The following is a 26,941-nucleotide window of genomic DNA, read 5'->3' on the forward strand; positions in this document are numbered from 1 at the left end:
AGTCCTGACGTCGGGGAGAACCCTGGTCCGTCCCCGAGCCCCGGTCAGGGGGCGAGGGCCAGGTAACCCCGCTCGGCCGCAGCCTGGAGCAGCCACTGGTCCCGGTACCAGCCCGGGGCGGCGACCAGGTCGGCGTGCCGGCCGCGCTGGATCACCCGGCCGCCGTCGAGGACGACGATCTCGTCCAGCTCGGCCAGCCCGCTGAGCCGGTGGCTGATCAGCAGCACCGAGTGCCCGGCGGGGGTGGCGGCGAGAGCGGACGCGAGCACCGCGTCGGCGGCGGCCGGATCAAGACCTTCGGTGGGCTCGTCGAGCACCAGCACCGGCGGCGCGGCGAGCAGGGCCCGCGCGAGCGCCAGCCGCTGCCGCTGGCCACCGGAGAGCTGCCCGCCCTCCTCGCCGACCAGCGTGTCCCAACCCGCCGGCTGGGCGCGTACCCAGTCCAGCAGGCCCGCGGCGGCGGTGGCCGCCGTCAGTGCCTCCTCGTCGGCCCCGGCCCGCCCGAGCAGCAGGTTCTCCCGCACCGTGGCGTGAAAGACGTACGCCTCGGCCAGCAGGCCGCCGACCGCCCGCGGCAGTGCCTCCTCGGCGTACGCCGAGAGGTCGTGACCGTCGAGGGTGACCCGCCCGGACACCGGTTGGACGGTGCCGGTCAGGACGGCGGCCAGGGTGCTCTTGCCGGCGCCGCTCGGGCCGACCACCGCGATCCTCCGCCCCGGCGGCAGGTCCAGGCTGACGCCGTCGAGGGCGGGTGCCGCACCGGCCCGGTACCGCACTGTCACGTCGACGAAGCGCAGCTCGTGGGGGCCGACCAGGTCCGTCATACCGGTCGTGGGCGGGGAAGCCGGCGTGCCGGCGTCCAGCAGGTCGGCCACCCGGGCCAGACCGGGCCGCAACTGCGTCCACTGCCGGGCCGCCGTGACCAGTGCCAGCGTCACCTCGACGGCGGCCAGCGCGCCGACGGCCAGGACACCCACCAGCACCCCGACACGTCGGCGGCCAGCGCTGCCAGCACCACCGCCGCGGCGGTCAGCCCGGCGGTCAGCACCCCGGCCGCGTCCACCGCGAACCCGGTGGCGGCCAGCCGACGTTCCAGGCGGGCCAGCCGGCGGGCCCGCTGCGCTGCGGCACGCAGTGTGACGTCGGTGGCTCCGAACGCGGCCAGGTCGGCTGCGCCGTGGGTGAGGTCGATCGCGTCGGTGGCCAGTGCGCCGCGCAGGGGTGCCACCTGGGACGCGCTGCGGCGGGTGACAGCGGTGGCCAGAGCGGGCAGCGCCACTCCGGCGACCAGCAGCCCGACGGCGAGCGCACCGGCGGCAGGTGGTGAGATCAGCGCCGCCACGCCGACCGCCAGCACACCGACCAGGGCCGCCGCCGACCCAGGGACCAGCACACGCAGCAGCAGGTCCTGGACGGCCTCGACGTCGGAGACCAGCCGGCTCAGCACGTCCCCCGACCGGTGCGCGGCGCCACGCCGGGCGGCGAGGGTGGCGAAGACCCGGGCCCGGACGTCGGTGATCATGCGGAGCACCGCGTCGTGCCCGGCGAGCCGTTCGGTGTAGCGGAACACGCCACGGCTGATCGCCAGCGCCCGGACAGCGACGATCGCCACTGTGAGCCGGTCCAGCGGAGGCTGGCCGGCGGCGCTCATCAACAGCCAGGTGGCGGTGGCCATCAGGGCGAGCCCGGCGAACTCGGTGGCGGCCGCGAGCAGCCCGGCACCGACCAGCCGACCCAGGTACGGGCGGGCCAGTCGCAGCACGGCGCGCTCGGCGGCGGTCCGCCCGCCCGATGCCACGCCGGCGACCGCCTCCGGTCCGTGTTCCGTGCTCATCGGGTCGCCTTCCCGGTCGGTTCGGGCGTCAGCTCGGTGACCCGACCGTCCTCGACCCGCAGGATCCGGTCGGCGTCGGCGAGCAGCGCCGGTCGGTGCGCGACCAGGAGCGCGGTGCGCCCGGCGACCAGGCGGCGGGTGGCGTCGAGCACCACCGCCTCGGCCGCGGTGTCCAGGCGGGCGGTGGGTTCGTCGAGCAGCACCACCGGGGCGGACCGCAGAAATGCCCGGGCCAGCGCCACGCGCTGCCGCTGCCCGCTGGACAGCCCGTGGCCGCGTTCGCCGAGCAGGGTGTCCAGGCCGTCCGGCAGGCCGGCCACCACGTCGTCCAGAGCGGCGTCGTGCACCGCCGCGGCGAGCGCGTCGGGCGTGGTGTCCGGTGCGCCGAGCCGGATGTTGTCGGCCAGCGAGGCGGCGAAGAGATGGGCCCGCTGCGGCACCCAGGCGAGTTGTCGACGCCAGGCGTCCGGGTCGGCCGTGGCGAGGTCGACCCCGTCCACCGTGATCCGGCCGCTGGTCGGGGTCACGAAGCCGAGCAGCAGGCCGAGCAACGTGCTCTTGCCGGCGCCGCTGGGCCCGATGATGGCGATCCGTTCGCCGGCTCGGATGGTCAGGGTCACGTCACGCAGGGCGGTGGTCCGCTCGTACGCAACGGTCACCCCCTCGAACCGGATGTCACGTCGCGCGTCCGGGACGGTGGCGCCCTCGGCGGCCCGGGGCGCGGTGGGCGCGGCCGAGATGGTCAGCGCCTCGTCCAGCGCGGCGAGCCCCTCCATGCTGGCGTGGAAGCGGCTGCCGGCGGCCCGCAGTGGCAGGTACGCCTCCGGGGTGAGCAGCAGCACCAGCAGCGCTGTCTGCAGGGCCAGCCCGCCGCCGAGCAACCGGATGCCGACCGGCACCGCGACCAGTGCCACCGAGAGGGTGGCGACCAGCTCCAGCACCAGCGCGGAGAGGAACGCGATCCGCAGTGTCTTCATGGTGGCGACGCGGTGCCCGTCGGCCATCCGGCGCACCACCTCGGTCTGTGCCCGGGCCCGCCCGAACGCGCGCAGCGTGGGCAACCCGGCGACCATGTCCAGGAAGTGCCCGCCGAGCAGCGAGAGCCGCCGCCACTGCCGTTCGGTGGCGGCCTGGGCCTGCCAGCCGAGCAGCGCGCCGAAGACCGGGATCAGCGGCAGGGTCACCGCGATGATCACCGCCGAGCTCCAGTCGGCGAAGACGACCCGGGCGAGCACCGCCAGCGGCACGGTGACGCTGAGCACCAGTTGGGGCAGGTATCCGGTGAAGTAGGCGTCCAGCGCGTCCAGCCCGCGCCCGGCCAGGGTGGCGATCTGACCGGCCCGCTGCCCGGCCACCCAGCCAGGACCATGGCGGCCGACCGCGCCGAGCAGGTCGGCCCGCAGCGTCGCCTTGACCGTGGCGGCGACCCGCGCGGAGACCGTGCCCTGTGCCCAGACCAGCGCCGAGCGGGCAGCGACCGCGACCATGAAGGCGCCCAGCGCCGGCCGATCCAGTCGACCGTCGATCGCCGTGGCCAGCACCGCCGCGAGGGCGGTGGCCTGCGCCACGATCAACCCGGCGGCGAGCACACCGAGGAGCGCGAGCACGGCAAGATCGCGCCGGGCCGCAGGGACCCGGCGCAGCAGACGCGGGTCGAACGGACGGCGTTTCACCAGTACACCGGTGCCCTGCCGTCGGTCCGTCCTCGGAAAACCCACCAACACATCGCCTGGAAGCCTAGTAGGGCCGGAAGTAGCGGCAGCGCCACCCAGCCGAGGAGCCGCAGCGTCGGTGCGCTCGCAGCGGCGTCGGTCACTGTCAGCGAGGCGCCCGGGTCGGTCGTGGAGACCAGCACATAGGGCCAGAGAGCCGCCCCGACCAGCACCACCGGCAGCGCCAGGGCCGCGCCGGTTGCGGCCAGTGCCCACCCCGGCCGCCGCCGCGCCAGCGCCGCGCGGGCCGCCAGCAGCGCCGCCGCGAGCAGCACCGGCAGGAGTACGGCCACCGCCGGCCGCTGGACGGCGTCGCGTACCCGGGAGGAGAGCAGGCCCACGACGGTGGCCAGGGCGACCGCGGTGAGCGCCACCGGCACCAGTCGGCGGGCCGTGCGGCCGACCACTGCGGCGGCGTCGGCCGACAGACGCAGCGCGAGGAAGGTCGCTCCGTGCACCGCGACCAGTGCGACCATGGCCAGCCCGACGGTGGCTGCGAACGGGGTGGCCAGGTGCGACACCCCGGCGACGTGCCCGTCGGCCTGACGGGGCACGCCCTGGAGCAGCGCGGCGAGCACCACCCCCCAGCCCACTGCGGCGAGTGCGCTGCCGATCATCACGACGCGGTCCCAGCGCGCGCGGATCCGTTCGTCGGCGGGCCGGCTACGCAGTTGCACCCCGACGGTGACCAGGATGACGCCGACCAGGGCACCGGCCACGGCCGGATAGCAGCCGGAGAGCAACTCGCCCTCCAGCACCGGGAACGCACCGAAGAGGATGCCCACGGCGGCCACCAGCCAGACCTCGTTGCCGAGGAAGAACGGGCCGAGCGCGGTGAGCGCCTCCCTCCGCAGAGCGGGGCCGCCACCGCGGGCGAGCAGCAGCCCGACGCCGTAGTCGTAGCCGGCGAGCACCAGGTAGCCGGTGAAGAAGAGGCCGAGCAGGGCGTACCAGGCGAGGTCCACGGTGTTCTCCTCAGTTCCTCAGTGCCTCAGACGAGCGCGGGTTCGGGGTGGGTCGACTCACTCGGCGGCGCTGGTGGGCGGCCGAGTGCCGGATCGGCCGCGCCCCGCGCCGCGTGCCGGGCGAGCAGCACCCAGTTGGTGACGGCGAGGGTGCCGAGCAGCAGGCTGAACCCGATCAGCGAGGCGAGCATCACCGGTGCGCCGACCGGGGACACGGCCTGCTCGGTGGGGAGCAGCCCGTACGCCACCCAGGGCTGGCGGCCGACCTCGCGGGCGATCCAGCCGAGGACCACCGCGACGAACGGCAGCGGCAGGGCGAGCAGGACCAGCCAGAGCGGGAAGCGCAGCCGGATGATCCAGTCCCGGAAGAGCAGGGGGAGCAGCAACCAGACGCAGCCGAGGGTGAAGCCGATCAGGATCATGAAGCCCAGCCCGACGCTGGCCAGCACCGGTGGCGTGTAGTCGCCGGGGCCGAACCGGGTGGTCCAGTCGGCGATCAGCGCTTGCGCCTCCGGGCTCTGGCCGCCGAACTTGGTCGGCTGCACGCCGCCGACCGGGCCGAACTGGGCGAAGCCGAAGCCCTGCACCAGGCTGATCGCCAGCGCCGAGGTGACCAGGCCGATCCGCAGCGAGGTGCGGAAGAGCACGAAGTCGGGAGTACGCCGGATCAGGTGCCAGGCGCTGACCGCCGCCATCAGCATCCCGCCTACCAGCAACGCGGCCGAGACCACGTGCCCGAACGCCATGCCGAGGCTGGGGTTGGAGAGCAGCGCGCCAAAGTCGGTGAGGTGGGCGATGCCGTCGCGTACCTCGTAACCGACCGGGTGTTGCAGCCAGGAGTTGGCCACCATGATCCAGAACGCCGAGGCGTACGCGGTGATGGCCACGCCCCAGAGCAGCGCGAGATGGACACCCTTACCGAGCCGGTGCCAGCCGAAGATCCACATCCCGAGGAACGTGGATTCGAGGAAGAACGCCACCAGCGTCTCGATGGCCAGCGGCGCGCCGAAGACGTTGCCGACGTAGCGCGACAGGCCACTCCAGTTCAGCCCGAACTGGAACTCCATCACGATGCCGGTGGCGATGCCGAGCACGTAATTGATCACGTAGAGCTGACCCCAGTAGCGGGTCAGCCGCTCCCACTTCGGGTTGCCGGTGAGCACCCAGGCGGTCTGCATCCCGACCAGCAGGGTGACCAGCCCGAGCGTGACGACCACGAAGAGGAAGTGGATCGAGGTGGTGGTGGCGAACTGCAGGCGGGCGAGGAGCAGGGTGTCCATGGCCGGCTCTCCGTAGTGTTGGCTCCCTTGTCGTAGCCACCCTACACGTAGTTTCTCTACACGTCTGTCTACTACGTGACGTCGTAGAAGACGGTACTACAGCACGTAGTAGTCATGGGTTTGGAAGATCGCGCTCTTGCGGCGGGACACGGCGGCGCGGCACCCATGCGGGGGCGCGGCGTGTGACGTGCTATTTCAGGTCAGGACAGGAAGAGGGTGACCGGGAGGGCGACCAGCGTGCTGGCCACCGCGAGGGCGGTGGCGCCGAGCACCCGGGGCGGCCGGTCGGTGACCAGGAGGCGCTGGACCCGTACGTCGAGATCCCGGTCGCCCATGCCCAGCGCGCCGGCCGGGGTGATCCGGTGACCGGCGGCGGCGAAGCGGCGCAGCGCTCCGGCCAGCGGCGCTTCCGCGTGCAGCTCACGGGCCTTGTCGTCGGCGCGCATCTCGACCAGCAGGGCGACCCGTTCGTGGGCGTCGCGGACCCAGCCGAACCACGGCAACGCCCGGCACAGCGCGGTGAACGGCAGCAGCACCAGATCGTGCCGCTCGTGGGCGTGCGCGCGCTCGTGGCTGAGCACCGCGGCCAGCTCGGCGCGGTCGAGCAGGCTCAGAGTGCCGGCGCTGACCACCACCTGCGGCTTCACCCCGGGCAGGCAGTATGCGGCGGCGCTCGGATGATCCAGCACCAGCGCGCCGGGGGCGGCCGGATCGTCCCGGGCGACCAGGGAGAGCAGGTCCCGGTGCCGGCGCTGGGCGCGTACGGTGCCGTGGATGCTGCGGACGGTCGTGGCGACCAGCACCGCGCCGATGCCGAAGCCCACCCCGACGCCGGCGAGGTGGAAGGTGTTCACCCCGATCGGCAGTGTGCCGTGGGCGAGGTCGTTGGCCAGGGCGAGCAGCGCGCTGCCGGTCGGCAGGTCGTACGCGCTCAGCCCGAGCGCCATGGGCAGGCCCATCGCCGAGAGACCCACCGCCAACCCGACGGCCTGCCAGCAGATGATCGCCACCCGGGGGCTGCGCCACGTCCAGGTGGAGCGGGCCAGCACCTGAGCCGTCAGGTAGCAGGCCAGCATGGTGGCGGCGAAGTGCACGGCGTACGCCATGGCGTGGGTCCTACCGCTCCGCTGCCTCGCCGGCGGTTCGCCGGCCCGTCGGCCCGTCCAGGCGGTCGGTCAGCTCGGTGTCGCCCGGGTCGCCGCTGGTGGAACCCGGACCGGTCAGGCCGGCCTCGCTCCCCAGGGCCGCCCGCAGCACCTCGGCCTCGGTGCCGGTCACCGAACGGGCGAACCGCACGAGTGCGGCGTCCCGGCTGCCGCCCAGGTCGAGGGCGTCGAGCATGAGCTGGGCGATGTGCGCCTCACGGCTCGCCGCCGGCCGGTAGCGCCAGGCCCGACCCTCGCGCTCGCGCTGCACCATGCCCTTGCCGGCGAGCCGGTCCAGCACGGTCATCACCGTGGTGTACGCCAACTCGCGGCCGTCGAGCGCGTCGGCCACCTCGCGCACGGTCACACCGTCCGACGTGCCGGGGACCACGTCCCACAACACGTCCATCACCGCACGCTCAAGATCGCCCAACCGAGTCACGAAGCAATCCTACCCCCGGTAGTAGACCCCCCACGCCCCCGAGCCCACCCCACCCGAAGATCCGCACAAGAACAGGGATGTTGCTGCCTCCAAGGCGCTGGAGGCAGCAACACCCCCGAAGTTGCGCAGATCTTGACCGCGCCCCCGGCCCGCGGCAACCCAAAGGCCGAGGAGGACTCACACCCCCTTGGGATGCCACACAGTCTTCGTCTCCAGCAGCGCGGTCATCCGAGCCAGACCCGGGTCGACGGACCAGTCGTGGTCGGCCGGGGCCGGTCGGAGCACCCGCTTGAGGTTCTCCGCCGCCCTGACCTCCAGGTCGGTGGCGAGCGCGGTGTCGGTCACCCCGGTCAGGTCGATCGCGTTGACGTCCATGTGCGCCGCCAACGCCGGCGCGGTCTCGGTGATCGCGCCGGTGAGGATGTTGACCACCCCGCCGGGCAGGTCGGAGGTGGCCAGCACCTCGGCCAGCGTCACCGCCGCCAGTGGCTCGGAGGGCGATGCCGCCACGACCACCGTGTTGCCGCTGACGATCGCCGGGGCGATCACGCTGACCAGGCCGAGCAGCGCCGGGCGCTCGGGGGCGACGACGGCGATCACGCCGGTCGGTTCGGGCGCGGAGATGTTGAAGTACGGGCCGGCGACCGGGTTGGCGCCGCCGTACACCTGGGCGAGCTTGTCGGCCCAGCCGGCGTACCAGACCCAGCGGTCGACGGCGGCGTCCACCTCGTCGCCGGGCACGCCCAGGGCGACGAACTGCTCGCGGCGGCCCTCCAGCATCTCGGCGGCCCGGTAGAGGATCTGACCCCGGTTGTACGCGGTCGCGCCGGCCCAGCCCTTCACGGCGGCGCGGGCGGCGACCACCGCGTCCCGGGCGTCCTTGCGGGAGGCCAGTGACACATTCGAGGACTGCACGAGATACGACCGTCCCGACTCGCTGCGCGGGAACTTCCCGCCGATGAAGAGCTTGTACGTCTTACGTACCGCGACCCGCTCAGACATTGAGGTAGCCCTCCAGCCCGTGCCGGCCGCCCTCGCGACCGTAACCCGACTCCTTGTAGCCACCGAACGGCGAGGTGGGGTCGAACTTGTTGAACGTGTTGGCCCAGACCACGCCGGCGCGCAGCCGGTCGGCCATCCACAGGATCCGGGAACCCTTGTCGGTCCAGATCCCGGCCGACAGGCCGTACGGCGTGTTGTTGGCCTTTTCGACGGCCTCGGCCGGGGTGCGGAACGTGAGCACCGACAGCACCGGGCCGAAGATCTCCTCGCGGGCGATCCGGTGGGCCTGGGTGACCCCGGTGAAGATGGTGGGCGCGAACCAGAAACCACGGTCGGGCAGCTCGCACGGCGGTGACCAGCGCTCGGCGCCCTCGGCGGAGCCGGCGTCGGACAGCTCGCGGATCCGCTCCAGCTGGGCGGCCGAGTTGATCGCGCCGACGTCGGTGTTCTTGTCCAGTGGGTCACCGACCCGGAGCTGGGCCATCCGCCGCTTCAGCGACTCCAGCACGCGGTCGGCCACGTTTTCCTGCACCAGGAGTCGGGAGCCGGCGCAGCAGACGTGCCCCTGGTTGAAGAAGATGCCGTTGACGATGCCCTCGACGGCCTGGTCGATGGGCGCGTCGTCGAAGACGATGTTGGCGGCCTTGCCGCCCAGCTCCAGGGTGAGCTTCTTGCTGGTGCCGGCGACGGATCGGGCGATGGCCCGGCCGACCTCGGTGGAGCCGGTGAAGGCGACCTTGTCGACGCCTGCGTGCTCGACCAGTGCGCGGCCGGTGTCGCCGGCGCCGGTGACGATGTTGACCACACCGGCCGGCAGGTCGGCCTGCTGGCAGATCTCGGCGAAGAGCAGCGCGGTGAGCGGGGTGGTCTCGGCGGGCTTCAGCACCACCGTGTTGCCCGCGGCGAGCGCCGGGGCGATCTTCCAGGCCAGCATGAGCAGCGGGAAGTTCCACGGGATGACCTGCGCGGCCACGCCGATCGGCCGCGGGTTGGCACCGAAACCGGCGTGCGGAAGCTTGTCGGCCCAGCCGGCGTAGTAGAAGAAGTGCGCGGCGACCAGCGGCAGGTCGACGTCCCGGGACTCCCGGATCGGCTTGCCGTTGTCCAGGGATTCCAGGACGGCCAGCTCGCGGGAGCGCTCCTGGATGAGTCGGGCGATCCGGTACAGGTACTTCGCCCGGTCCCGGCCCGGCATCGGACCCCAGACCTTGTCGTACGCCTTGCGGGCGGCACGCACCGCGCGTTCCACGTCCTGAGCGCCGGCCTCGGCGATCTCGGCCAGCACCTCCTCGGAGGCGGGGTTGATCGACTTGAAGCTGCCACCGTCGGTCGGATCGACGAACGCGCCGTCGATGAACAGCCCGTACGAGGGTTTGAGGTCCACCACCGAGCGGGACTCGGGGGCGGGGGCGTATTCGAACATCGGCTATCAGTCCAGGGTGAAGTAGTCGGGACCGGAGTAGGTGCCGGTCGTCAGCTTGGTGCGCTGCATCAGCAGGTCGTTGAGCAGGCTGGACGCGCCGAAGCGGAACCAGTCCGGGTCGAGCCAGTCCGGGCCGACGGTCTCGTTGACCATCACCAGGTACTTGATCGCGTCCTTGGTGGTCTTGATGCCACCGGCGGGCTTCACGCCCACCTGCCGCCCGGTGGCCGCCCGGAAGTCACGGACAGCTTCCAGCATCACCAGGGTCACCGGCAGTGTCGCCGCGACCGGGACCTTGCCGGTGGAGGTCTTGATGAAGTCGCCGCCGGCCAGCATGGCCAGCCAGGAGGCCCGCCGCACGTTGTCGTAGGTGGCCAGCTCGCCGGTCTCCAGGATCACCTTGAGGTGGGCGTCCCCGGAGGCCTCCTTGGTGGCCACGATCTCGTCGTAGACCTCCTTGTAGCGCCCGGCCAGGAACGCACCCCGGTTGATCACCATGTCGATCTCGTCGGCGCCGGCCGCGACGGCGGCCCGGGTGTCGGCCAGCTTGATCTCCAACGGCGCCTGACCGGACGGGAACGCGGTCGCCACGCTGGCCAGGTGCACGCCACTTCCGCGCAGCACCTCGGCCACGTGCGGGACCATCGCCGGGTAGACGCAGACCGCGCCGACGTGCGGGCAGGACGGGTCGGCCGGGTCCGGGCGCAGTGCCTTCGCGGCGAGCGCGCGCACCTTGCCCGGGGTGTCCGCCCCCTCCAGGGTGGTCAGGTCGACCATCCGGATCGCCAGGTCGATCGCCTGGGCCTTGGCGGTGGTCTTGATGGATCGGGTGCCGAGCTGTGCCGCCCGCTGCTCCGCGCCGACCTGGTCCACGCCGGGAAGCCCGTGCAGGAAGGTCCGCAGAGCGGTCTCGGATCGTCCCAGCTCGGAGAGCTCCGACCGGGCCGACGTCGTTGTCGCCGTCATGGCGAGAAGTCTACGCACCGGACGGCTGAGTGATCTTGGTCACGGCGGGCTCGACGTGAGCGGCGTCGCTGGTCCGACCGCACCGACACCACCGCGCCGAACGGACCGGTAGGTTGAGCGATCGTGGACGTACACGTCATTGACCACCCGCTGGCGCAGTCTCGGCTGACCGCCATGCGGGACGCGCGCACCGATTCCTCGACGTTTCGGGCGGCGCTGCACGAACTGACCACCATGCTGGTGTACGAGGCGGCGCGCTCCTTCCCCGTCGAGCGGTACGAGGTGCAGACGCCGGTCACCGGCACCGAGGGCACCCGGCTGGCCAACCCGCCGCTGCTGGTGCCGGTGCTGCGGGCCGGCCTCGGCATGGCGGACGCCGCACTCGGCCTGCTGCCCGAGTCCTCGATGGGCTTCGTCGGCCTGGCCCGCGACGAGGAGACCTACGAGCCGCGCGCGTACATGGAGTCGCTGCCCCGCGACCTGTCCGGGCTGCCGGTGCTGGTGCTCGACCCGATGCTCGCGACCGGTGGCTCGCTGGAGCATTCCTGCCGGTTGCTCGCCGACCGTGGCTGCACCGACATCACAGTGCTCTGCGTCCTCGCCGCCCCGGTCGGCATCGAACGGCTGGAACGCTCCGGCCTGCCGTTGCGCCTGGTCACGGCCTCGATCGACCAGGGGCTCAACGACAGCATGTTCATCGTTCCCGGGCTCGGGGACGCCGGCGACCGCCAGTTCGGCGGCATGCCCCGGTTCTGAGTTCGACACCCGGTGGGTGCCGGGTCTGGCGGGTCCGTGCGCGGTGGTGCGCGGACCCGCTACCGTCTCGGGCCATGACTGGTGTTGCGCTCGCCGAGGAGTTACTGCTCCTCGCCTACGACGACACGACCGGCAAGGCGACCATGCCGCGGATCAGCCTGGACCTCGGCATGGCCGCCGCGGTGCTGGTCGAGCTGGCCATCGCCGGCCGGATCGCGTACGCCGAAGGGTCGTTGACCGTGGCCGACCCGACGCCGACCGGCGAACCGGTCGCCGACGAGGTGCTGAGCCGGATCGCGGCCGACACCCCGCACACCCCGGCCTCCTGGGTGCAGCGCCTGCGGCACGGCCTGCGGGACCGGATCCTCGGTGACCTGTGCAGCCAGGGTGTGGTCCGCGACGTCGACGAGACCGAGCTGGGCTTCATCCACGTGCACCGTTACCCGGTGGTCGACGCCTCCGTCGAGGCGGAGACCCGCCAGCGCCTGGCCGAGGCCCTGACCGGCGCGGCGGCCCCGGACGAGCGGACCGCCGCGCTGGCCACCCTGGTCGTGGTGCTGCGGATGGAGTCGGCGCTCGGGGTGGACGGTGAGACCGCCGCCGACGCGCGCCGCAGGCTGGAGGCGATCGCCACCGGCGCCGGCTTCTCCGGCGAGGTGAGCACCGACGACTCGGTGGTCCGCCCGTCGGTCGGCCTGGTCGTCGCGGCCCTGGGCCGCGCCGTCGACCAGGCCCTCGGCCCTCGCCGCTGACCGTCGGCCGTCGCCGCTGGCCCTCGCCGCTGACTCTCGGGCCCCGCTCGACGGGCCCTTTGCTCTGCACCCACCCAGGCACCACGGTGCCGGGCCCCCGGCAGGAGTCGGGCGCGGAGGACCGCTGTTCATTCAATGGCGCTTCCGCGGGTGCAGAGCAAAGGGCGGACCTGTCATGGGTGGGCGCTGCGGGGTTCAGATGCCAAGGGCCGCGCTGACCTCAGCGCGGAGCGCGGCGACGGCCGACGCCGCCCTGCTGCGGGCCGTCTGGACGTCACCGTCCACGACCGGTTCCACCACCTCGAGGTACGCCTTGAGCTTCGGTTCCGTCCCGGAGGGCCGGATCACCACCCGGGCGGCCGCGGTACGCAGGATCACCACGTCCGACTCGGGCAACAGGTCCCGGACGCTGTCCACCGGCTGCCCGAGCAGGGTCGTCGGGGTGTCCGCCCGGATCCTGGCCATCGCGTCGGTGATCACCCGCAGGTCGTCCACCCGGGCGGAGAGCTGGTCGGTGTGGTGCACGCCGAACTCGGCGGCCAACTCGTCGAGCCGGTCGGTCAGCGTCCGACCCTGTGTCTTCAGGCCGGCGGCCAGCTCGGCCACGGTCAGCGCCGCCGTGATGCCGTCCTTGTCCCGCACGTGCGCCGGTGCGACGCAGTAGCCGAGCGCCTCCTCGTAGCCGAAGACCAGGGGCGTGCTCCCGCCGCCGGCCCGCACGATCCACTTGAAGCCGGTCAGCGTCTCGTCGTAGGGCAGGCCCCGGGCCGCGCACATCGCGCGCAGCAGTGACGAGGACACGATGGTGGTCGCGTAGAGCCCGGTCACCCCGCGCCGCATCAGGTGGTCGGCGAGCAGCACCCCCACCTCGTCGCCGCGCAGCATCCGCCAGCCGTCGCTTCCGTCACGGACGACCACCGCGCAACGGTCGGCGTCCGGGTCGTTGGCGATGGCGAGGTCCGCGCCGGTGGAGTCGGCCAGGGCGATCAGCCGGTCCACCGCCCCCGGCTCCTCCGGGTTGGGGAACGACACGGTCGGAAACGCCGGGTCGGGCTCGGCCTGGTCGGGGACCACGCCGGGCACCGGGAAACCGGCGCGGGCGAAGGCGGCGGTGAGGACCGCCGCGCCCACCCCGTGCAGAGGGGTGTACGCCACCGTCAGGTCCCGTGGCCCGTCCGGGTCGATCACGGCGGTGGCCTGTTCGACGTACGAGGCGGTCAGGTCGTCGCCGAGCACCTGCCCGGGGGGGCCCAGCGGCACCTCAGCCAGTGGGCCGACCGATCGGATGGCCGCCTCGATGCCGGCGTCGGCGGGCGGCACGATCTGCGCGCCCCAGCCCAGTTCACCGCCCAGCTCCGCGCCGAGATAGACCTTGTAGCCGTTGTCCTGGGGTGGGTTGTGGCTGGCCGTGACCATCACACCGGCGACTCCGCCGAGGTGGCGCACCGCGTACGCCAGCACCGGGGTGGGCAGCGGGCGGGGCAGCAGCAGCGCCGGTCGACCCGCCCCGGTGGCCACTTGGGCGGTGCTCTCGGCGAACTCCCGGGAGCCGTGCCGAGCGTCGTACCCGATCACCAGGGGGCCGGTGCCGCCCTGGGCCGCGAGCCAGCCGACCAGGCCGGCAGCGGCCTGGGTGACCACGGCGAGGTTCATTCCGTTCGGGCCGGCGCGCAGTGGGCCGCGCAGGCCCGCGGTGCCGAAGGTCAGCGGGCCGGCGAACCGGTCGGCCAGCTCCGGCGCGCTCGCCGGCAACCGGTCGAGCACCGCCGTCAGCTCGTCCCGGCTGGCCGGGTCGGGGTCGTCGGCCAGCCAGCGCCGGGCTTGCTCGCGAATGTCGTCGATGTCAGTCGTGTCCGCCGCCATGCCCCTTGATAGCACGGCGGCGGATCACCGCTGTCGGTTCCCTCCGGCTCAGCCGTCCCCGGTGAGCTGGAACGTCCGCACCATCTCGTCGAAGATCGGCTTGCTCTCCGCGAACTTGGTGTCCGTCGAGGTCAGGTAGAACGAGTAGGCCTTGCCGCCCTCGGCCACCCCACGCCAGACGCCGTGCCGCATGGCGTCGCCCTCGCCGCAGGTGTATTCGAACTCGGCGGCCGGCTTGCTGGCCAGCTCGGTCTCGGTGGCGCTGACCTGCTGGTATGGCTTGACGCAGGAGGTGCTCCTGGTCTTGAGGCCGTTCTCCGCCGTCTCCGCCCAGCGGTTGGAGTCGCTGGACCACTTCTCGGTGATGATGCGCACCTTGCGGCCGCTGTCCTCCGGGTCGATGTAGTCGGTGTAGGAACCGCCGGTGGCCTTCTTCCAGCCCTTCGGCACCATGAGCTGGATGCCGCGGGCGGTGTGTTCCTGCATCTCGACGCTCGGCACCGCTGCGGCGGACGGGGTGGGCTGCGCCTGGGGAGTGCTCGGCGGGGCGTCGTCGCCGCCGGAGAGCGCCACCACGGTGAGCAGCAGCACGACGGCCAACCCGCCGGCCGCGGCGAGCTGCACCTTGCGTGGCCAGCCCTTGACGGTGCTGACGAGCTGGCCACCGGTCGCGCGGACCTTGCCCAGAGCGCCGCCGCCGCCACCGGCGGAAGCGGCAGGCGACGTGGCCCAGGGTTGACCGGTGCCCGGCACCGACCACTGGTTGCCGCCGCCGTAGGTGCCGCCGATGCGCTGGGTGGCCTGCGGTGCGCCGCCGTAGCCGACCTGCTGGGTGGCACCGGCCGGACTGCCGTAGGTGACCCGCTGGGTGGCGTCCGGGTGCGCGCCGGCGTCCACCCGCTGGGTGGCGTCCGCGTTGCCGCCGTAGGCGCGCCCAGCGGACTGTCGGCCGGGCGGGGGCATCGCGCCGGTGGGTGTGTGCAGCGGGCCGGCCAACGCGTCGGCGCTGGTCTCGTCGAGCCCGGTGGCGCCGGCAGTGCCGGTCGGCTCCGGGCGTTCGCCCCGGCTCAGCGCTGCCAGCCGGTCGGTCAGGGACTCACCGGGGGCCAGCATGGCGGGCCCGCCGATCTGGCTGTCCGGCTTCGGCTCCGGCTGGGGCGGCGGCAGGACGGGCACCGGGCGCTGCTGCACCGGCACCACGTTGTACGGGTCGGTGACCGAGTGCACGGCGGTCGCGGTGCTGCCCAACGGGCCGGCGAGCAGCTCGCGCAGCATGGCCCGGGCGGTGTGCACGTCCAACCGGCGCGCCGGGTCCTTTTCCAGCAGACCCATCAGCACCCGGGTCAGCGGGCCGCTGCGCTGCGGTGGGGCGGGCGGGTCCTCGACCACGGCGTGCATGGTCTCGATCGGGTCGCCCTTGTCGAACGGGGGGGCGTCCCTCGACTGCTGTGTAGAGCGTCACACCCAGCGAGAAGAGATCGCTCGGCGGCCCGAACTCCTGGCCCATGGCGCGCTCGGGCGAGATGAAGTGTGGTGAGCCGAGCACCATGCCGGGGGTGGTGAGCTGGACGTCGGTGGGCATCCGGGCGACCCCGAAGTCGGTCAGCACGCAGCGCCCGTCGGTGCAGATCAGCACGTTGGCGGGCTTCACGTCCCGGTGCAGCACACCGATCGCGTGTGCGACCTCCAACGCGCCGAGCAGCGCGATGCCGATCTTGGCGACGGCCCGAGGTGCCACCGGACCGTCCTCGATCACCATGTCGGCGAGGCTGCGGGCGTCCAGCAGCTCCATCACGATCCACGGCCGGCCGGCCTCGGTGACCACGTCGTACACCTGCACCACGGCGGGGTGCTGGATGGCGGCGGCGGCGCGGGCCTCGCGCAGGGTGCGTTCGTACATGGCGTCGCGGTCGCTGGGGGCCAGACCCGGAGGAAGGACGACCTCCTTCACCGCCACGTCACGGCGCAGCAGGGTGTCTGTGGCACGCCACACCGTGCCCATGCCGCCGTTGCCCACGGAGGACCGCAGCGAGTACCGGCCACCAATGGTGGTGCCGGGCGCCGCTCGTCCGTTGGCGGGACTAACTGGTCCGCCGCTCCACGTCGGGATCTGAGTCACAGAAAAGCCACCGGGGGAAATCGAGGGGGGCTGGGACACAACCCCCCTATCTTGCTGGTTCCGACGCCCGATGCGAAAGCCGACGCGGCGGACGTTTATCGAAGTCGACAGAACGTGCCCTGTCGTTCACCTGGTGTCGACCGGTCGGGACGCACTGTGCGGTATCCCTCACGCGAGGGTGTGGCCAGGCGTCCTACCATCCGGGGATGAGTGAACGGCGGTCAAGCGAGTCCGGTTTCCCGATCAACGGCGTCTACACCGAGGCCGACCTTCCGGAGGACCTGGACTCCCGGCTGGGCAGCCCCGGCGAGTTCCCGTACACCCGGGGGGTCTACCCCACGATGTACACCTCCCGTCCGTGGACCATGCGCCAGTATGCCGGCTTCGGCACCGCCACCGAGTCCAACGCGCGCTACCACCAGCTGTTGCGGGCCGGCACGATGGGCCTCTCGGTCGCCTTCGACCTGCCGACCCAGATGGGTTACGACTCCGACGAGCCGATCGCGCACGGCGAGGTCGGCAAGGTGGGCGTCGCCATCGACTCCATCGAGGACATGCGGCTGCTCTTCGCCGACATTCCGCTGGACAAGGTCTCCACCTCGATGACCATCAACGCGCCCGGCTCGGTGCTGCTGCTGCTCTACCAGCTCGTCGCCGAGGAGAACGGGGTGCCCGGCACGGCGCTCAACGGCACGATCCAGAACGACATCCTCAAGGAGTACATCGCCCGGGGGACGTACATCTTCCCGCCGAAGCCGTCGCTGCGCCTGGTGGCCGACACGTTCGCGTACTGCCGCAAGGAGGTGCCGAAGTGGAACACCATCTCCATCTCCGGCTACCACATGGCGGAGGCCGGCGCGACGCCCGCGCAGGAGATCGCGTTCACCCTGGCCAACGGCGTGGAGTACGTGCGGGCGGCGCTGGCCGCCGGGCTCGCCGTGGACGACTTCGCGCCCCGGCTGTCGTTCTTCTTCGTGGCCCGCACCACACTGCTGGAGGAGGTGGCGAAGTTCCGCGCCGCCCGGCGGATCTGGGCCCGGCTGATGCGCGACGACTTCGGCGCCAAGGATCCGAAGTCGATGATGCTGCGCTTCCACACCCAGACCGCCGGCGTGCAGCTCACCGCTCAGCAGCCGGAGGTGAACCTGGTCCGGGTGGCGGTGCAGGGGTTGGGCGCGGTGCTCGGCGGCACCCAGTCGCTGCACACCAACAGCTTCGACGAGGCGATCGCTCTGCCCACCGAGAAGGCGGCCCGGCTCGCGCTGCGGACCCAGCAGGTGCTGGCGTACGAGACGGACCTGACCGCCACCGTCGACCCGTTCGCCGGCTCGTACGTGGTGGAGGCGATGACCGCCGAGATCGAGGCCGCAGCCGTCGAGTTGATGGAGCGGGTGGCCGACCACGGCTCGGCGGTGGACGCGATCGAGGCCGGGTTCCAGAAGCGGGAGATCGAGCAGTCCGCGTACCGGATCGCCCAGGAGATCGACTCGGGCGAGCGGGTGGTCGTCGGGCTCAACCGGTTCACCGTGGACGAGGAGGAGCCGTACGAGCCGCTGCGGGTCGACCCGACGATCGAGGCGGCCCAGGCTGACCGGCTGGCGCGGCTGCGCTCCGAGCGGGACGCCGACGAGGTGACCCGGACCCTCGCGGATCTGCGGGCCGCCGCCGAGGGCACCGACAACGTGCTCTACCCGATGAAGGCGGCGCTGCGGGCCCGGGCGACAGTGGGCGAGGTCTGCGGGACGTTGCGCGAGGTGTGGGGGTTGTACCGGCCCACCGATCGCTTCTGACCGTCGCCGGCCGCGACGGCGTGTGTCCGTCCGGTTCAGCGGGTACCCCTTCGACCACGGACGCACACAGTGTGCGCCCGTGGTCGACGCGTGCGTGTGAGCGTCCTTATCCGGTCGTCGCGGAGTGTGGTCGGCTAATTGTCGGAGTGTCAGTTCACCACCCCGACTAATGCGACAATTTGCAACAGGTCCCGGAGTGGCCCTCCGGAATCGCGACCGCCACGGTTGGTTACGCGTTGTAGGAGGTGAGGGGCGCATGACGGCATTCGAGCACGATCTACCTGCTGTCCCGCACATCTCCGAGCGCCCTCAGCAGGGCATACGTGACGCTATGCGGTCTGATCATCACCGTAACGAGGTTGCGCAGCGTCACCGCCGGAGGTCTAGGCTGTCTGCTGTCCCCGATGATCCATCCATCTCTAGTGATCGAGAATTCGACGTGACGAGTGCGTTGACGCTGCCCACTGGTGGCCAGCTGGCGTCGTCCTGGCCGGAGACGCCACCCGGGTCCCAGCCCCTTCCCCGCGACCTGGACCACCTCCTCGCCCTCCGGGTACCGGGGCTCATCGCCACGCGCCGTCACCTCCACTCGCACCCCGAGCTCTCCGGCACGGAGTTCGAGACGGCGGCCCTGATCGCCCGGGAGCTCTCGCTGGCCGGGCTGCACCCTCGGCTGCTGCCCAAGGGCAACGGCGTGATCTGCGACATCGACGGCCGCCCCGACGGCCCGGTCGTCGCGCTGCGCGCCGACATCGACGCCCTTCCGCTGGACGACATCAAGGACGTGCCGTACCGCTCCACCGTGGAGGGCGTCTGCCACGCCTGCGGCCACGACGTGCACACCACGATCATGCTCGGCGTCGGCATGCTGCTGGCCCAGCTCGCCGACCTCGGCGAGCTGGACGGCCGGGTCCGGCTGATCTTCCAGCCGGCCGAGGAGATCCTGCCCTGCGGCTCGCTGGAGGTCATCGAGGCGGGCGGCCTGGACGACGTGGTGCAGATCTTCGCGCTGCACTGCGACCCGAACCTGCCTGTGGGTCAGGTCGGCCTGCGGGTCGGTCCGATCACGGCGGCTGCCGACAACGTCACGGTCCGGCTCTCCGGGCCGGGCGGTCACACCGCCCGTCCGCACCTGACCGTCGACCTGGTCGACGCGCTCGGCCGGTTGATCACCGAAGTGCCCGCCCTGGTCAGCCGCCGGGTGCCGGCCAACAGTGGCCTGCTGCTGGTTTTCGGCCACGCCTCGGCCGGCACCCGTTACAACGTCATCCCCTCCGAGGCGAGCGCCTCCGGCACCCTGCGGGTGATGGACCGCGACACCTGGGAGCAGGCTCCCAAGATCGTCGCTCAGGTCGTCCGGGACGTGATCGCCCCGACCGGCGCGACGGTCGACCTGGAATACCTTCGCGGCCGGCCGCCGGTGAGCAACGACTCGCGGGCGATCCAGGTGCTCACCGCCGCCACCGGCGCCGCGCTCGGCCCGGAAGGGATCGCCGAGACACCGCAGAGCATGGGCGGCGAGGACTTCTCCTGGTATCTGGAGTACGTCCCCGGCGCCCTCGCCCGCCTCGGCGTGGGCCGCTCCGGCCCCAACGTCGACCTGCACCGGGCAAGCTTCGACGTGGACGAGCGGGCCATTCCGGCCGGCGTACGCGTCATGGTGCAGACCGCGCTGCGGGCACTGGCGGCGGCGCGCTGACCGGACCGACCAGAGCCGGGATCTTCCGTCGCCGTCGCAACACCACCAGCAAGACCGCCAGGGGTACGCCGAGCGCCACCAGCCACGGCAGCAGCGCGCCCAGCACGGTGAGCAGGACGGTCAACGAGGCGACGAACGCCTTCCAGCCGCCCTTGAGCCCGACCAGGAAGCCGGTCTCGGCCTTCTCCTCGGCGGCCTTGGCGGCCGGCCCGGCCAGCGACACGGTGATCGTGGACAGGGCGGTCAGGTCGGCCAGGCGTCGCTTCTTGGCCTCCAGCGACGCCAGGTCGGCCTCCCGGCGACCCAGCTCGTTCTCCAACGACACCAGGTCGGTGATCGAGGTGGCGCGGGTCAGCAACCGGCGGGCGCTGTCCACCCGGGCCCGCTGACTGGTGATCCGGGCGTCCAGGTCGACGGTCTCCTCGGTGACGTCCTGGGTGTTGATCTCCCGGTTCTGCTGCCGACCCAGCTTCGCGACCTCCTCCACCACGCCGGCGAACTTCGGCGCCGGCACTCGCAACTGCAACTCCGCCACCGCGTCGGCGTCGGCGCTGCGCCGCTGGTCGCCCCCGATGAAGCCACCGGCCCGAGTGGCTATGGCGGTGGTCTCGCGGGCCGCCGCGTCCACATCGTCCACCTGCACGCGCATCGTTCCGGTGTAGATGATCGCCCGTTGGTCGACCCGCAGGTCTGCTGCGCCGGCTCCGGCCGCACCCGCCGCGTCCGCGGCGGTGTCCCTGTTCGCCTCGCCGGCCTTTGCTGGCGCCTCGGCCGCCGAGCCCGCGGAATCCTTCGACCCGCTGTCGTCGCCGGCGCCGCATCCCGTCAGCACCAGCGTCGCCGCCAGCGCCGTCGCCGCCAGCAGTGTGCCGTGGCGTCGTACCACCTTTCCGTCCATCCCCGCTCCCATCGTCGTCATCCGGTGTGGCGATAGCTCGGACGCTGCGCACGCGTCGGCTGGTTCCGGCAGACTGCGCTGAGGACGTCACGATTCGATAATCGAGGAGTCACGATGCGGCTCACCAAGTACGCCCACTCCTGCCTCCGCGTGGAGCACGACGGGGGAGTGCTCGTCATCGACCCCGGCATGTTCGGCGATCCAGCGGTGGCTCTGGACGGTGCGGACGCGGTGCTGATCACCCACGAGCACCCCGACCACCTCGACCTGGCGGCGGTGCGCCTGCAGCTCGACCGGCAACCGTTCCCGATCCACGGGCCCGCCTCGCTCGCCGAGGCCCTGGGCGACGCGGCCGAGGCACTGCACCCGGTCACCGCGGGTCAGTCGTTCACCGCCGCCGGGGTCGCCGTCCGCGCGTACGGAGGGCGGCACGCGGTGATCCACCCGGACATCCCGGTGGTGGACAACCTCGGTTACCTGATCAACGACGCGGTCTACCACCCGGGCGACTCACTGGTGGTGCCCGACGAGACACCCGTCGACACGCTCTTCGCGCCGATCCACGCCCCCTGGTCGAAGTTCTCCGAGGTGCTCGACTTCATTCGGGCTGTCGCGCCGCGGCGCGCGTACGCCCTGCACGACGCCCTGCTCAACGAGAACGGGCTGGGTGTGCTCAATCGGCAGTACACGGCGATGTCCGGCACCGAGTACCAGCGACTGGAGCCCGGTAGCCGGGTGGACGTCTGACCCGATGCCCGGCCCCTCGACGGAGCTGGTGCAGCAGCTCTACCGCACCCCACCGGACCGGTTCGTGGCCGCCCGGGACGCCGCCGTGGCCGACGCCCGCCGAGCCGGCGACCCGAGCACCGCGCGACAGTTGGCCCGGCTCCGTCGCCCGACGGTGGCCGCCTGGCTGGTGAACCTGCTCGCCATCAGGCGCCCCGAGCTGGTCGCCGACCTGGTCGAACTCGCCGACGAGCTGCGCACCGCCCAGCGGGAGCTGCGCGGCCCCCGGCTGCGGGAGTTGTCCGCGCAGCGTCGGGCGGTGGTCGGTGCCCTGGTCGCCGAGGTCCGCAAGCTCGCCGCGGCGGAGCCGGACGCGCCACCGGCGGGTCGACTGCCGCTGGCCGAGGTGGAGGCGACCCTCAACGCGGCGTTCTCCGACGCCGAGGTCGCCGAGCAGGTCCGGGCCGGCCGCCTGCTCCGGGCGGCCAGCTACGCGGGTTTCGGTGAGGTGCCCCGCCCACAACTGCGGCTGGTCACCGGCGACGACGAGGAGCCGGAGGAGGAGGAGGAGCGCCCGTCCCGCCGACCCGGTGCCCAGCGGGCGCGCCCCGAGCCGGCGACCCGCACGGACCGGGCAGCACCGGGCACGGACCGGGCCGCCTCCCGCAAGGACCGGGCAGCGGGGCGCGCCGAGCAGGCCGAGCGGGCGGCCCGCGCCGAGCGGGCCCGGCAGCGCCGTGCCCTGGAACGGGAGCTGGCCCTGGCCCAGGCCGACCAGAAGCGCGTCGAGGCCGAGCTGACCGAGGCGACCGGGCAGGAGCGGGACAGCGTTGCCGTACTCGACGGGATCGAGGCCGAGCTGGCCGAGCTGGAGCGGCGGCGGGCGGTCGCCGAGCAGGATCTCAGCCGCGCCAAGCTGGCTCGGCGGGCCGCGGAACGAGCGGTCACCGTGGCTCGGCGGCGCGCGGGTGAGGTGGAGGGGGCCATCGAGGCGCTGGCGGCCGAAGAGGGGGATGCGGACGGGGGCGCTGGCGCGGCAGACTGACCATCGATGGACGACTACGGGTGTGCGGACCGTCCACGGCGGGTGACCCCGGATCGGGGAGTCGTCGTGGGCGACGGGTCGGGCTGGTCGACTGTGGCGCGCGAATGACACCGGAGCAGGCCGCAGCGGCCAGCAAGCCAGTCGTGCTCGACCTCGGCGACGCGTTCAGCCGGGACCCGGTCACGTTGCGCCGGGCCCGGTTGCTCGGCATCTCCGGCTGGGCCTTCTACATCGGTGGTCGGGCCGGTGCCCTCGGCGATGTGCGGGCCGAGACGGCCGCCGCCGCTCTCGGCTTCATCGCCCCGGACGCGGTCGCCGACGGTTGGGACGCCGCAGGCCGGGTCGTGCCCCCGTTCGAGGTGGCCGCCGCGAGCCTCGCCGAGTGCTGTCGGTGGGGGGCGCAGCAGCTCGGCGCTCTGCCCGGCACCGAGCGCCTGGCGACACTCGTCGAGCGGGCGGTGGTCGCCGCGGACGCCAGCGGGATGCCGCTCTTCGCCGCGTGGCGGGCCATGCCCCTGCCGGACCTCTCCCCGGGCGCCCGCACCGCAGCCGGGCTGCGGCTGCTCCGCGAACACTTCACCGGCGCCTACCTGTTGGCGGTGCGCGCCGCCGGGATGACCCCGCTGGAGGCCGTGCTGTCCGGGCCCGAGGGGGAGGCCGGGGCGGTGGCCTGCGGCTGGTCGCCTCCGTACCCGCCGATTGGGCCGCTGGTGCGTCGACGACTCTGGGCGGAGGCCGTGACCAACAGACTGGCCGCGCCGGCGTTCACGGCCCTCGGCCCCGCCGACGGCAACGAGTTGGTCGAGTTGCTGCACCGCACCCGGGCCCACCTCGCCTGAGCCTCCCGCCGGCGAAAAATGGGCGGCGCCCGACGAGGTCGGCTGCCAGGATGTTCTGCCGTGACTCTTCCCGCTGGTTGGACAACGCGCAGGCCCACCCTCGACGACGTGCCCGCGATCCTGGCGGTGGTGCACGCCGCCGACACCTTCGCCATTGGCCATCCCGACTTCGATGCCGAGGACGTCGCCGCGTCACTGACCGCCCCCTACTTCGACCCGGCCCGGGATTCCTGGCTGGCGGTCGACCCGGAGGGCGATGTGGTCGGCTGGGCGACTGTGGACAACCCCACCGGGGTCGGCCGGGAGTTCGTGGAGATCTACGTCGACCCGGTACGCGCCGCGACGGTCCGGGCGCCGCTGCTGGCCCGACAACTGGACCGGGTCGCCGAGCGCGCCGCCGACCGAGGGCTGCCGTTGCTCACCGTCCGTTGCGCGGTCTTCGCGCCGGAACGTGACTGGGAACGGAGCCTGCGCGAGGTCGGGTTCACCCTGGTCAAGAGGTACGTCCGGATGAGCGGGCCGCTGACCGACCTGCCCGAGCAGCCCGCCGGGCCGTCCGGTGTGACGGTGCGGCAGGTACGCCCCGACGACGAGGCCGACCTGCGGGAGTTCCACCGCATCACCGAGACCGCCTTCGCCGACACCGCCGATCACGAGCCGGTGTCGTACGAGCGGTGGCGGGCCCGGATCGGTGACCTGAACGCCTGGGACGAGTGGTTCGTCGCCGAGGTGGACGGGGTGCCGGTCGGCGCGTTGCAGTCCTCGGACCAGGCGCTCGACCAGCAGCAGGGCTGGGTGAAGAGCCTGTCGGTGCTGTCCGCGTACCGTCGCAGGGGTGTGGGTGCGGCGCTGCTGCGCCGCGCCTTCGCCCGCTACGCCGAGAAGGGGCGGCAGTCCGTCGGACTGGGTGTGGACCTCACCAACCCGACCGCCCCGCTGTCGTTGTACGAGTCGGTGGGCCTGCGGGAAACCCTGTGGATCGACATGTACGAGCTTTCCGTCCCGGCCGCCGGTGTGTGATTGACGACCCCGGTCGGGCCCGACCGACGATCCGGTCGACGGCGGTAGCAGACTGGGAGCGTGCGATACGCGCTGCTACGCCGATGCGGTGCCGGTGGGGCGGGACCGCAGCTCGGTGACGTAGTCGTCCGGGGCGCCCGCCTTCTCGGCGGCGTTCGCGATCTCGGACAGATACCACGAGGTCGGAAGGCCGCCCTCGTACCCGTTGAAGACGTAGATCCACGCGGTCACGTCCCCGTCGAGGGTGGAGACCCGGACGTGCAGCTTGCGGTACGTGCCGGCGGTCACCCCCTCGAGCTCGTCGAGCTGACCCGCGTCGTAGGGGTGGATGTCGTAGAGCGCCACGAAGACCCGGTCACCGGGAGACTCGACCAGGGTGCTCACCGCACCCTCCCAGCCGATCACGTCAGCCCCGGCGAAGGTCAGCCGCCAGCCTTCCAGCCAGCCGGTGCCCACCATCGGCGAATGCGGACAGTAGGCGCGCATCCGGGCAGGATCGAGATTTGAGCCGTAGGCGGCGTGATGACGCACGGCGATGACGATAGCCCGGCGGACGGGTGGGGGAGAATACGACAGTGCGTGTCGAATGCGCTCAGGAGAAGAAAGTCACTGTGAGCATGGACGAAGGGCGAACGCTGTGAGCCAGATCGTGATCATCGGTGGGGGGCCGGCCGGGTACGAGGCGGCCCTGGTCGCCGCCCAGCTGGACGCCGATGTCACAGTCGTGGAGGCCGACGGTGCCGGTGGAGCATGTGTGCTCTCCGACTGTGTGCCGTCGAAGACCTTCATCGCCAGCTCGCAAGTGGTGACCGGTTACCGCGACACCGAAGAGTTCGGGGTGCACTCGGACGGCCTGGAGGCGGTCACCGTCGACGCCCGGGCGGTGCACGAGCGGGTCAAGCGGCTGGCGTTGGCGCAGTCCGCCGACATCCACGCCAAGCTGCTCAAGGCGGGCGTCACCTTCGTGGCCGGCACCGCGCGGCTCGGCGAGGATTCCCTCGGGCACACCCACCGGGTCGTCGTCACCCCCGCCGACGGGGGCGAGGAATACTCCATCGCCGCGTCGACAGTGCTGGTGGCCACCGGCTCGACACCCCGCCAGTTGCCCACCGCCGTACCGGACGGTGAGCGCATCCTGACCTGGCGCCAGGTGTACGACCTGCCGGAGCTGCCCGAGCACCTGATCGTGGTCGGCTCCGGTGTGACCGGCGCGGAGTTCGCCAGCGCGTACCTGGCGATGGGGGTCCAGGTCACCCTGGTCTCCAGCCGGGACCGGGTGATGCCGCACGAGGACGCCGACGCCGCGTCCGCCATCGAGCGGGTGTTCCGTAACCGGGGCATGGAGATCCTCAACAACTCCCGGGCCGACGCGGTCCGGCGTACCGCCGACGGTGTCGAGGTGGAGCTCTCCGACGGCCGCAAGGTGACCGGTTCGCACGCGCTGATCACGGTCGGGTCGATCCCGAACACGGCCAACCTGGGCCTCGCCGAGTACGGGGTGGAGCTGGGCCGGGGCGGCTACGTGACAGTCGACCGGGCCTCCCGGACCAACGTGCCCGGCATCTACGCCGCCGGCGACTGCACGGGCGTGCTGCTGCTGGCCAGTGTCGCCGCCATGCAGGGCCGGATCGCCATGTGGCACGCGCTCGGCGAGGCCGTTCGCCCGCTGCGGCTGCGTACCGTCGCGGCGAACGTCTTCACCGACCCGGAGCTGGCGACGGTGGGTGTCTCGCAGGACGAGGTGGACGCGGGCAAGGTGCCGGCCCGGCAGGTGATGCTGCCGCTGTCCGGCAACGCCCGGGCCAAGATGGACGACCTCTCGGACGGCTTCGTGAAGCTGTTCTGCCGGCCGGCGAGCGGTCAGGTGATCGGCGGTGTGGTGGTCGCCCCGAAGGCCAGCGAGCTGATCCTGCCCATCACCATGGCGGTGGAGAACAACCTGACGGTCAACGAGCTGGCCCAGACCATCACCATCTACCCGAGCCTCTCCGGCTCGATCACCGAAGCAGCACGCCAGCTGATGCTCCACGAGCTGGAGTGACCCGCCGGGTCTGGGTTACCGCCACCGTGGCCAGGACGGCTACCTCGGTGAGGATGAGGAGGCGTTCGGCCAGGCCGATGAGCATTCGGTCGCCGGGGTAGGCGGACCAGATCATCGCCGCCGCCAGGGCGAGGCTGAGCAGGACGAGGGTTCGTAGCGTCCGGGCGGCGGGGGTCAGGGCCGGCCGGCGGGCGAGCAGCCAACCGCTGACCGGGAGTGCCAGGAAGGCGACGACCGAGGCGTACCGGTGCAGGTAGGCGGCGGTGGTCATGGCGGTGCCCGGCTCGTTGGTCGGCACCACGGCGGCCAGCAGCAGTCCACCCACCCATGCGCCGAGCAGCAGCTCGGCCGTTCGAGCCGAGCGCGATCGGGGTGGGTCGGCGCGGCGCAGCCCGTACAGCAGCGCCACAGTGGCGAGCGCGAGCACCACCATGGCGACGTCGATGACGCCGCCTCGATCGGAGACCGCGAAGTCGCTGATGGTCAATGCCCACGGGTTGAGGTCGTCGTTGACTTCGAGGTGGCCGATCACGGTGAGCAGCGCCGCCAGGGCGATCCCGCCGAGGGCCAGCAGGCCGGTACTCCGGGTAACAGGCATGCCTCAGCCTGTCGCCGCGGGCACCC

The 26,941-nt window shown here is 72.4% G+C and carries 21 protein-coding genes and 2 pseudogenes; 9 read left to right on the forward strand and 14 right to left on the reverse strand.

Annotation, left to right across the window (positions count from 1 at the left end; all coding sequences use genetic code 11):
• Positions 1-44: 44 nt before the first annotated feature.
• The 9 genes and pseudogenes from cydC to deoC all read right to left on the reverse strand — a co-directional run bounded on the left by cydC (position 45) and on the right by deoC (position 10,769).
• A pseudogene (gene cydC / locus GA0070619_RS00065) lies at positions 45-1,834 on the reverse strand (thiol reductant ABC exporter subunit CydC).
• Positions 1,831-3,507, reverse strand: coding sequence for a thiol reductant ABC exporter subunit CydD (gene cydD / locus GA0070619_RS00070; protein WP_088946154.1), 1,677 nt, complete (start codon positions 3,505-3,507; stop codon positions 1,831-1,833). Before cydD ends, cydC begins: the two are co-directional and overlap by 4 nt.
• Positions 3,504-4,511: a cytochrome d ubiquinol oxidase subunit II gene (locus GA0070619_RS00075; protein ID WP_088946155.1), complete on the reverse strand. Its 1,008-nt coding sequence runs from the start codon at positions 4,509-4,511 to the stop codon at positions 3,504-3,506. Before GA0070619_RS00075 ends, cydD begins: the two co-directional genes overlap by 4 nt.
• Positions 4,512-4,537: 26 nt before the next feature.
• The gene (locus GA0070619_RS00080; RefSeq protein WP_088946156.1) at positions 4,538-5,791 is read right to left on the reverse strand and encodes a cytochrome ubiquinol oxidase subunit I; all 1,254 of its coding nucleotides are present in this window, start codon (positions 5,789-5,791) and stop codon (positions 4,538-4,540) included.
• Positions 5,792-5,991: 200 nt separating this feature from the next.
• Positions 5,992-6,897 (reverse strand): M56 family metallopeptidase, encoded by a 906-nt coding sequence (locus GA0070619_RS00085; protein ID WP_088946157.1) that lies wholly within the window; start codon positions 6,895-6,897, stop codon positions 5,992-5,994.
• A gap of 10 nt (positions 6,898-6,907) precedes the next feature.
• On the reverse strand, positions 6,908-7,378 hold the full coding sequence (locus GA0070619_RS00090) for a BlaI/MecI/CopY family transcriptional regulator (RefSeq protein ID WP_088946158.1): 471 nt from the start codon (positions 7,376-7,378) through the stop codon (positions 6,908-6,910).
• A 177-nt stretch (positions 7,379-7,555) separates the two neighbouring features.
• Positions 7,556-8,380: an aldehyde dehydrogenase family protein gene (locus tag GA0070619_RS00095; protein ID WP_088946159.1), complete on the reverse strand. Its 825-nt coding sequence runs from the start codon at positions 8,378-8,380 to the stop codon at positions 7,556-7,558.
• Positions 8,373-9,803 (reverse strand): aldehyde dehydrogenase family protein, encoded by a 1,431-nt coding sequence (locus GA0070619_RS00100; protein ID WP_088946160.1) that lies wholly within the window; start codon positions 9,801-9,803, stop codon positions 8,373-8,375. Before GA0070619_RS00100 ends, GA0070619_RS00095 begins: the two co-directional genes overlap by 8 nt.
• Positions 9,804-9,809: 6 nt before the next feature.
• A complete protein-coding gene (gene deoC, locus GA0070619_RS00105) occupies positions 9,810-10,769 on the reverse strand; it encodes a deoxyribose-phosphate aldolase (protein WP_088946161.1) in 960 nt (319 codons plus the stop codon).
• Between the two features lie 123 nt (positions 10,770-10,892).
• Between deoC and upp the strand changes: the two genes are divergently transcribed.
• Positions 10,893-11,525 (forward strand): uracil phosphoribosyltransferase, encoded by a 633-nt coding sequence (gene upp / locus GA0070619_RS00110; RefSeq protein ID WP_088946162.1) that lies wholly within the window; start codon positions 10,893-10,895, stop codon positions 11,523-11,525.
• Positions 11,526-11,599: 74 nt separating this feature from the next.
• A complete protein-coding gene (locus tag GA0070619_RS00115) occupies positions 11,600-12,277 on the forward strand; it encodes a GOLPH3/VPS74 family protein (protein WP_088946163.1) in 678 nt (225 codons plus the stop codon).
• 195 nt (positions 12,278-12,472) lie between these two features.
• Here the strand turns inward: GA0070619_RS00115 and GA0070619_RS00120 are convergent, their stop codons facing one another.
• Positions 12,473-14,140, reverse strand: a complete 1,668-nt coding sequence (locus GA0070619_RS00120; protein ID WP_088946164.1) for a phospho-sugar mutase — start codon at positions 14,138-14,140, stop codon at positions 12,473-12,475.
• A 48-nt stretch (positions 14,141-14,188) separates the two neighbouring features.
• Positions 14,189-16,259: pseudogene (locus GA0070619_RS00125) on the reverse strand (serine/threonine-protein kinase).
• 206 nt (positions 16,260-16,465) lie between these two features.
• Between GA0070619_RS00125 and GA0070619_RS00130 the strand changes: the two are divergent.
• Entirely contained in the window at positions 16,466-18,049 is a 1,584-nt protein-coding gene (locus GA0070619_RS00130; protein ID WP_088946165.1) for an acyl-CoA mutase large subunit family protein, read from the forward strand.
• Positions 18,050-18,488: 439 nt separating this feature from the next.
• Positions 18,489-19,748 carry an amidohydrolase gene (locus tag GA0070619_RS00135; protein WP_088946166.1) on the forward strand — a complete coding sequence of 420 codons (1,260 nt, stop codon included), beginning with the start codon at positions 18,489-18,491 and terminating at the stop codon, positions 19,746-19,748.
• Here the strand turns inward: GA0070619_RS00135 and GA0070619_RS00140 are convergent.
• Complete coding sequence (locus GA0070619_RS00140) at positions 19,705-20,667, reverse strand: DUF4349 domain-containing protein (protein WP_088946167.1); 963 nt, start codon at positions 20,665-20,667, stop codon at positions 19,705-19,707. The two genes, GA0070619_RS00135 and GA0070619_RS00140, sit on opposite strands and share 44 nt — an antisense overlap.
• A 93-nt stretch (positions 20,668-20,760) precedes the next feature.
• Here GA0070619_RS00140 and GA0070619_RS00145 point away from each other — a divergent pair, with 93 nt between their 5' ends.
• The 4 genes from GA0070619_RS00145 (at position 20,761) to GA0070619_RS00160 (ending at position 24,276) form a co-directional block, all read left to right on the forward strand.
• The gene (locus GA0070619_RS00145) at positions 20,761-21,393 is read left to right on the forward strand and encodes an MBL fold metallo-hydrolase (protein ID WP_088946168.1); all 633 of its coding nucleotides are present in this window, start codon (positions 20,761-20,763) and stop codon (positions 21,391-21,393) included.
• Positions 21,394-21,397: 4 nt separating this feature from the next.
• Entirely contained in the window at positions 21,398-22,417 is a 1,020-nt protein-coding gene (locus tag GA0070619_RS00150; protein ID WP_088946169.1) for a hypothetical protein, read from the forward strand.
• A gap of 104 nt (positions 22,418-22,521) precedes the next feature.
• Entirely contained in the window at positions 22,522-23,256 is a 735-nt protein-coding gene (locus GA0070619_RS00155) for an SCO6745 family protein (RefSeq protein WP_088946170.1), read from the forward strand.
• Positions 23,257-23,364: 108 nt separating this feature from the next.
• Positions 23,365-24,276 carry a GNAT family N-acetyltransferase gene (locus GA0070619_RS00160; protein WP_327648719.1) on the forward strand — a complete coding sequence of 304 codons (912 nt, stop codon included), beginning with the start codon at positions 23,365-23,367 and terminating at the stop codon, positions 24,274-24,276.
• Between the two features lie 75 nt (positions 24,277-24,351).
• Here the strand turns inward: GA0070619_RS00160 and GA0070619_RS00165 are convergent, their stop codons facing one another.
• Entirely contained in the window at positions 24,352-24,807 is a 456-nt protein-coding gene (locus tag GA0070619_RS00165; protein ID WP_088946172.1) for a gamma-glutamylcyclotransferase, read from the reverse strand.
• Positions 24,808-24,913: 106 nt separating this feature from the next.
• Between GA0070619_RS00165 and GA0070619_RS00170 the strand changes: the two genes are divergently transcribed.
• Positions 24,914-26,317: an NAD(P)H-quinone dehydrogenase gene (locus GA0070619_RS00170; protein WP_088946173.1), complete on the forward strand. Its 1,404-nt coding sequence runs from the start codon at positions 24,914-24,916 to the stop codon at positions 26,315-26,317.
• On the opposite strand, the gene GA0070619_RS00175 is transcribed toward GA0070619_RS00170, so the two are convergent.
• Positions 26,274-26,915 (reverse strand): DUF998 domain-containing protein, encoded by a 642-nt coding sequence (locus tag GA0070619_RS00175; protein WP_088946174.1) that lies wholly within the window; start codon positions 26,913-26,915, stop codon positions 26,274-26,276. The two genes, GA0070619_RS00170 and GA0070619_RS00175, sit on opposite strands and share 44 nt — an antisense overlap.
• Positions 26,916-26,941: the final 26 nt, after the last annotated feature.

The sequence above is a fragment of the Micromonospora zamorensis genome (genome assembly GCF_900090275.1).
Lineage (GTDB): Bacteria > Actinomycetota > Actinomycetes > Mycobacteriales > Micromonosporaceae > Micromonospora > Micromonospora zamorensis.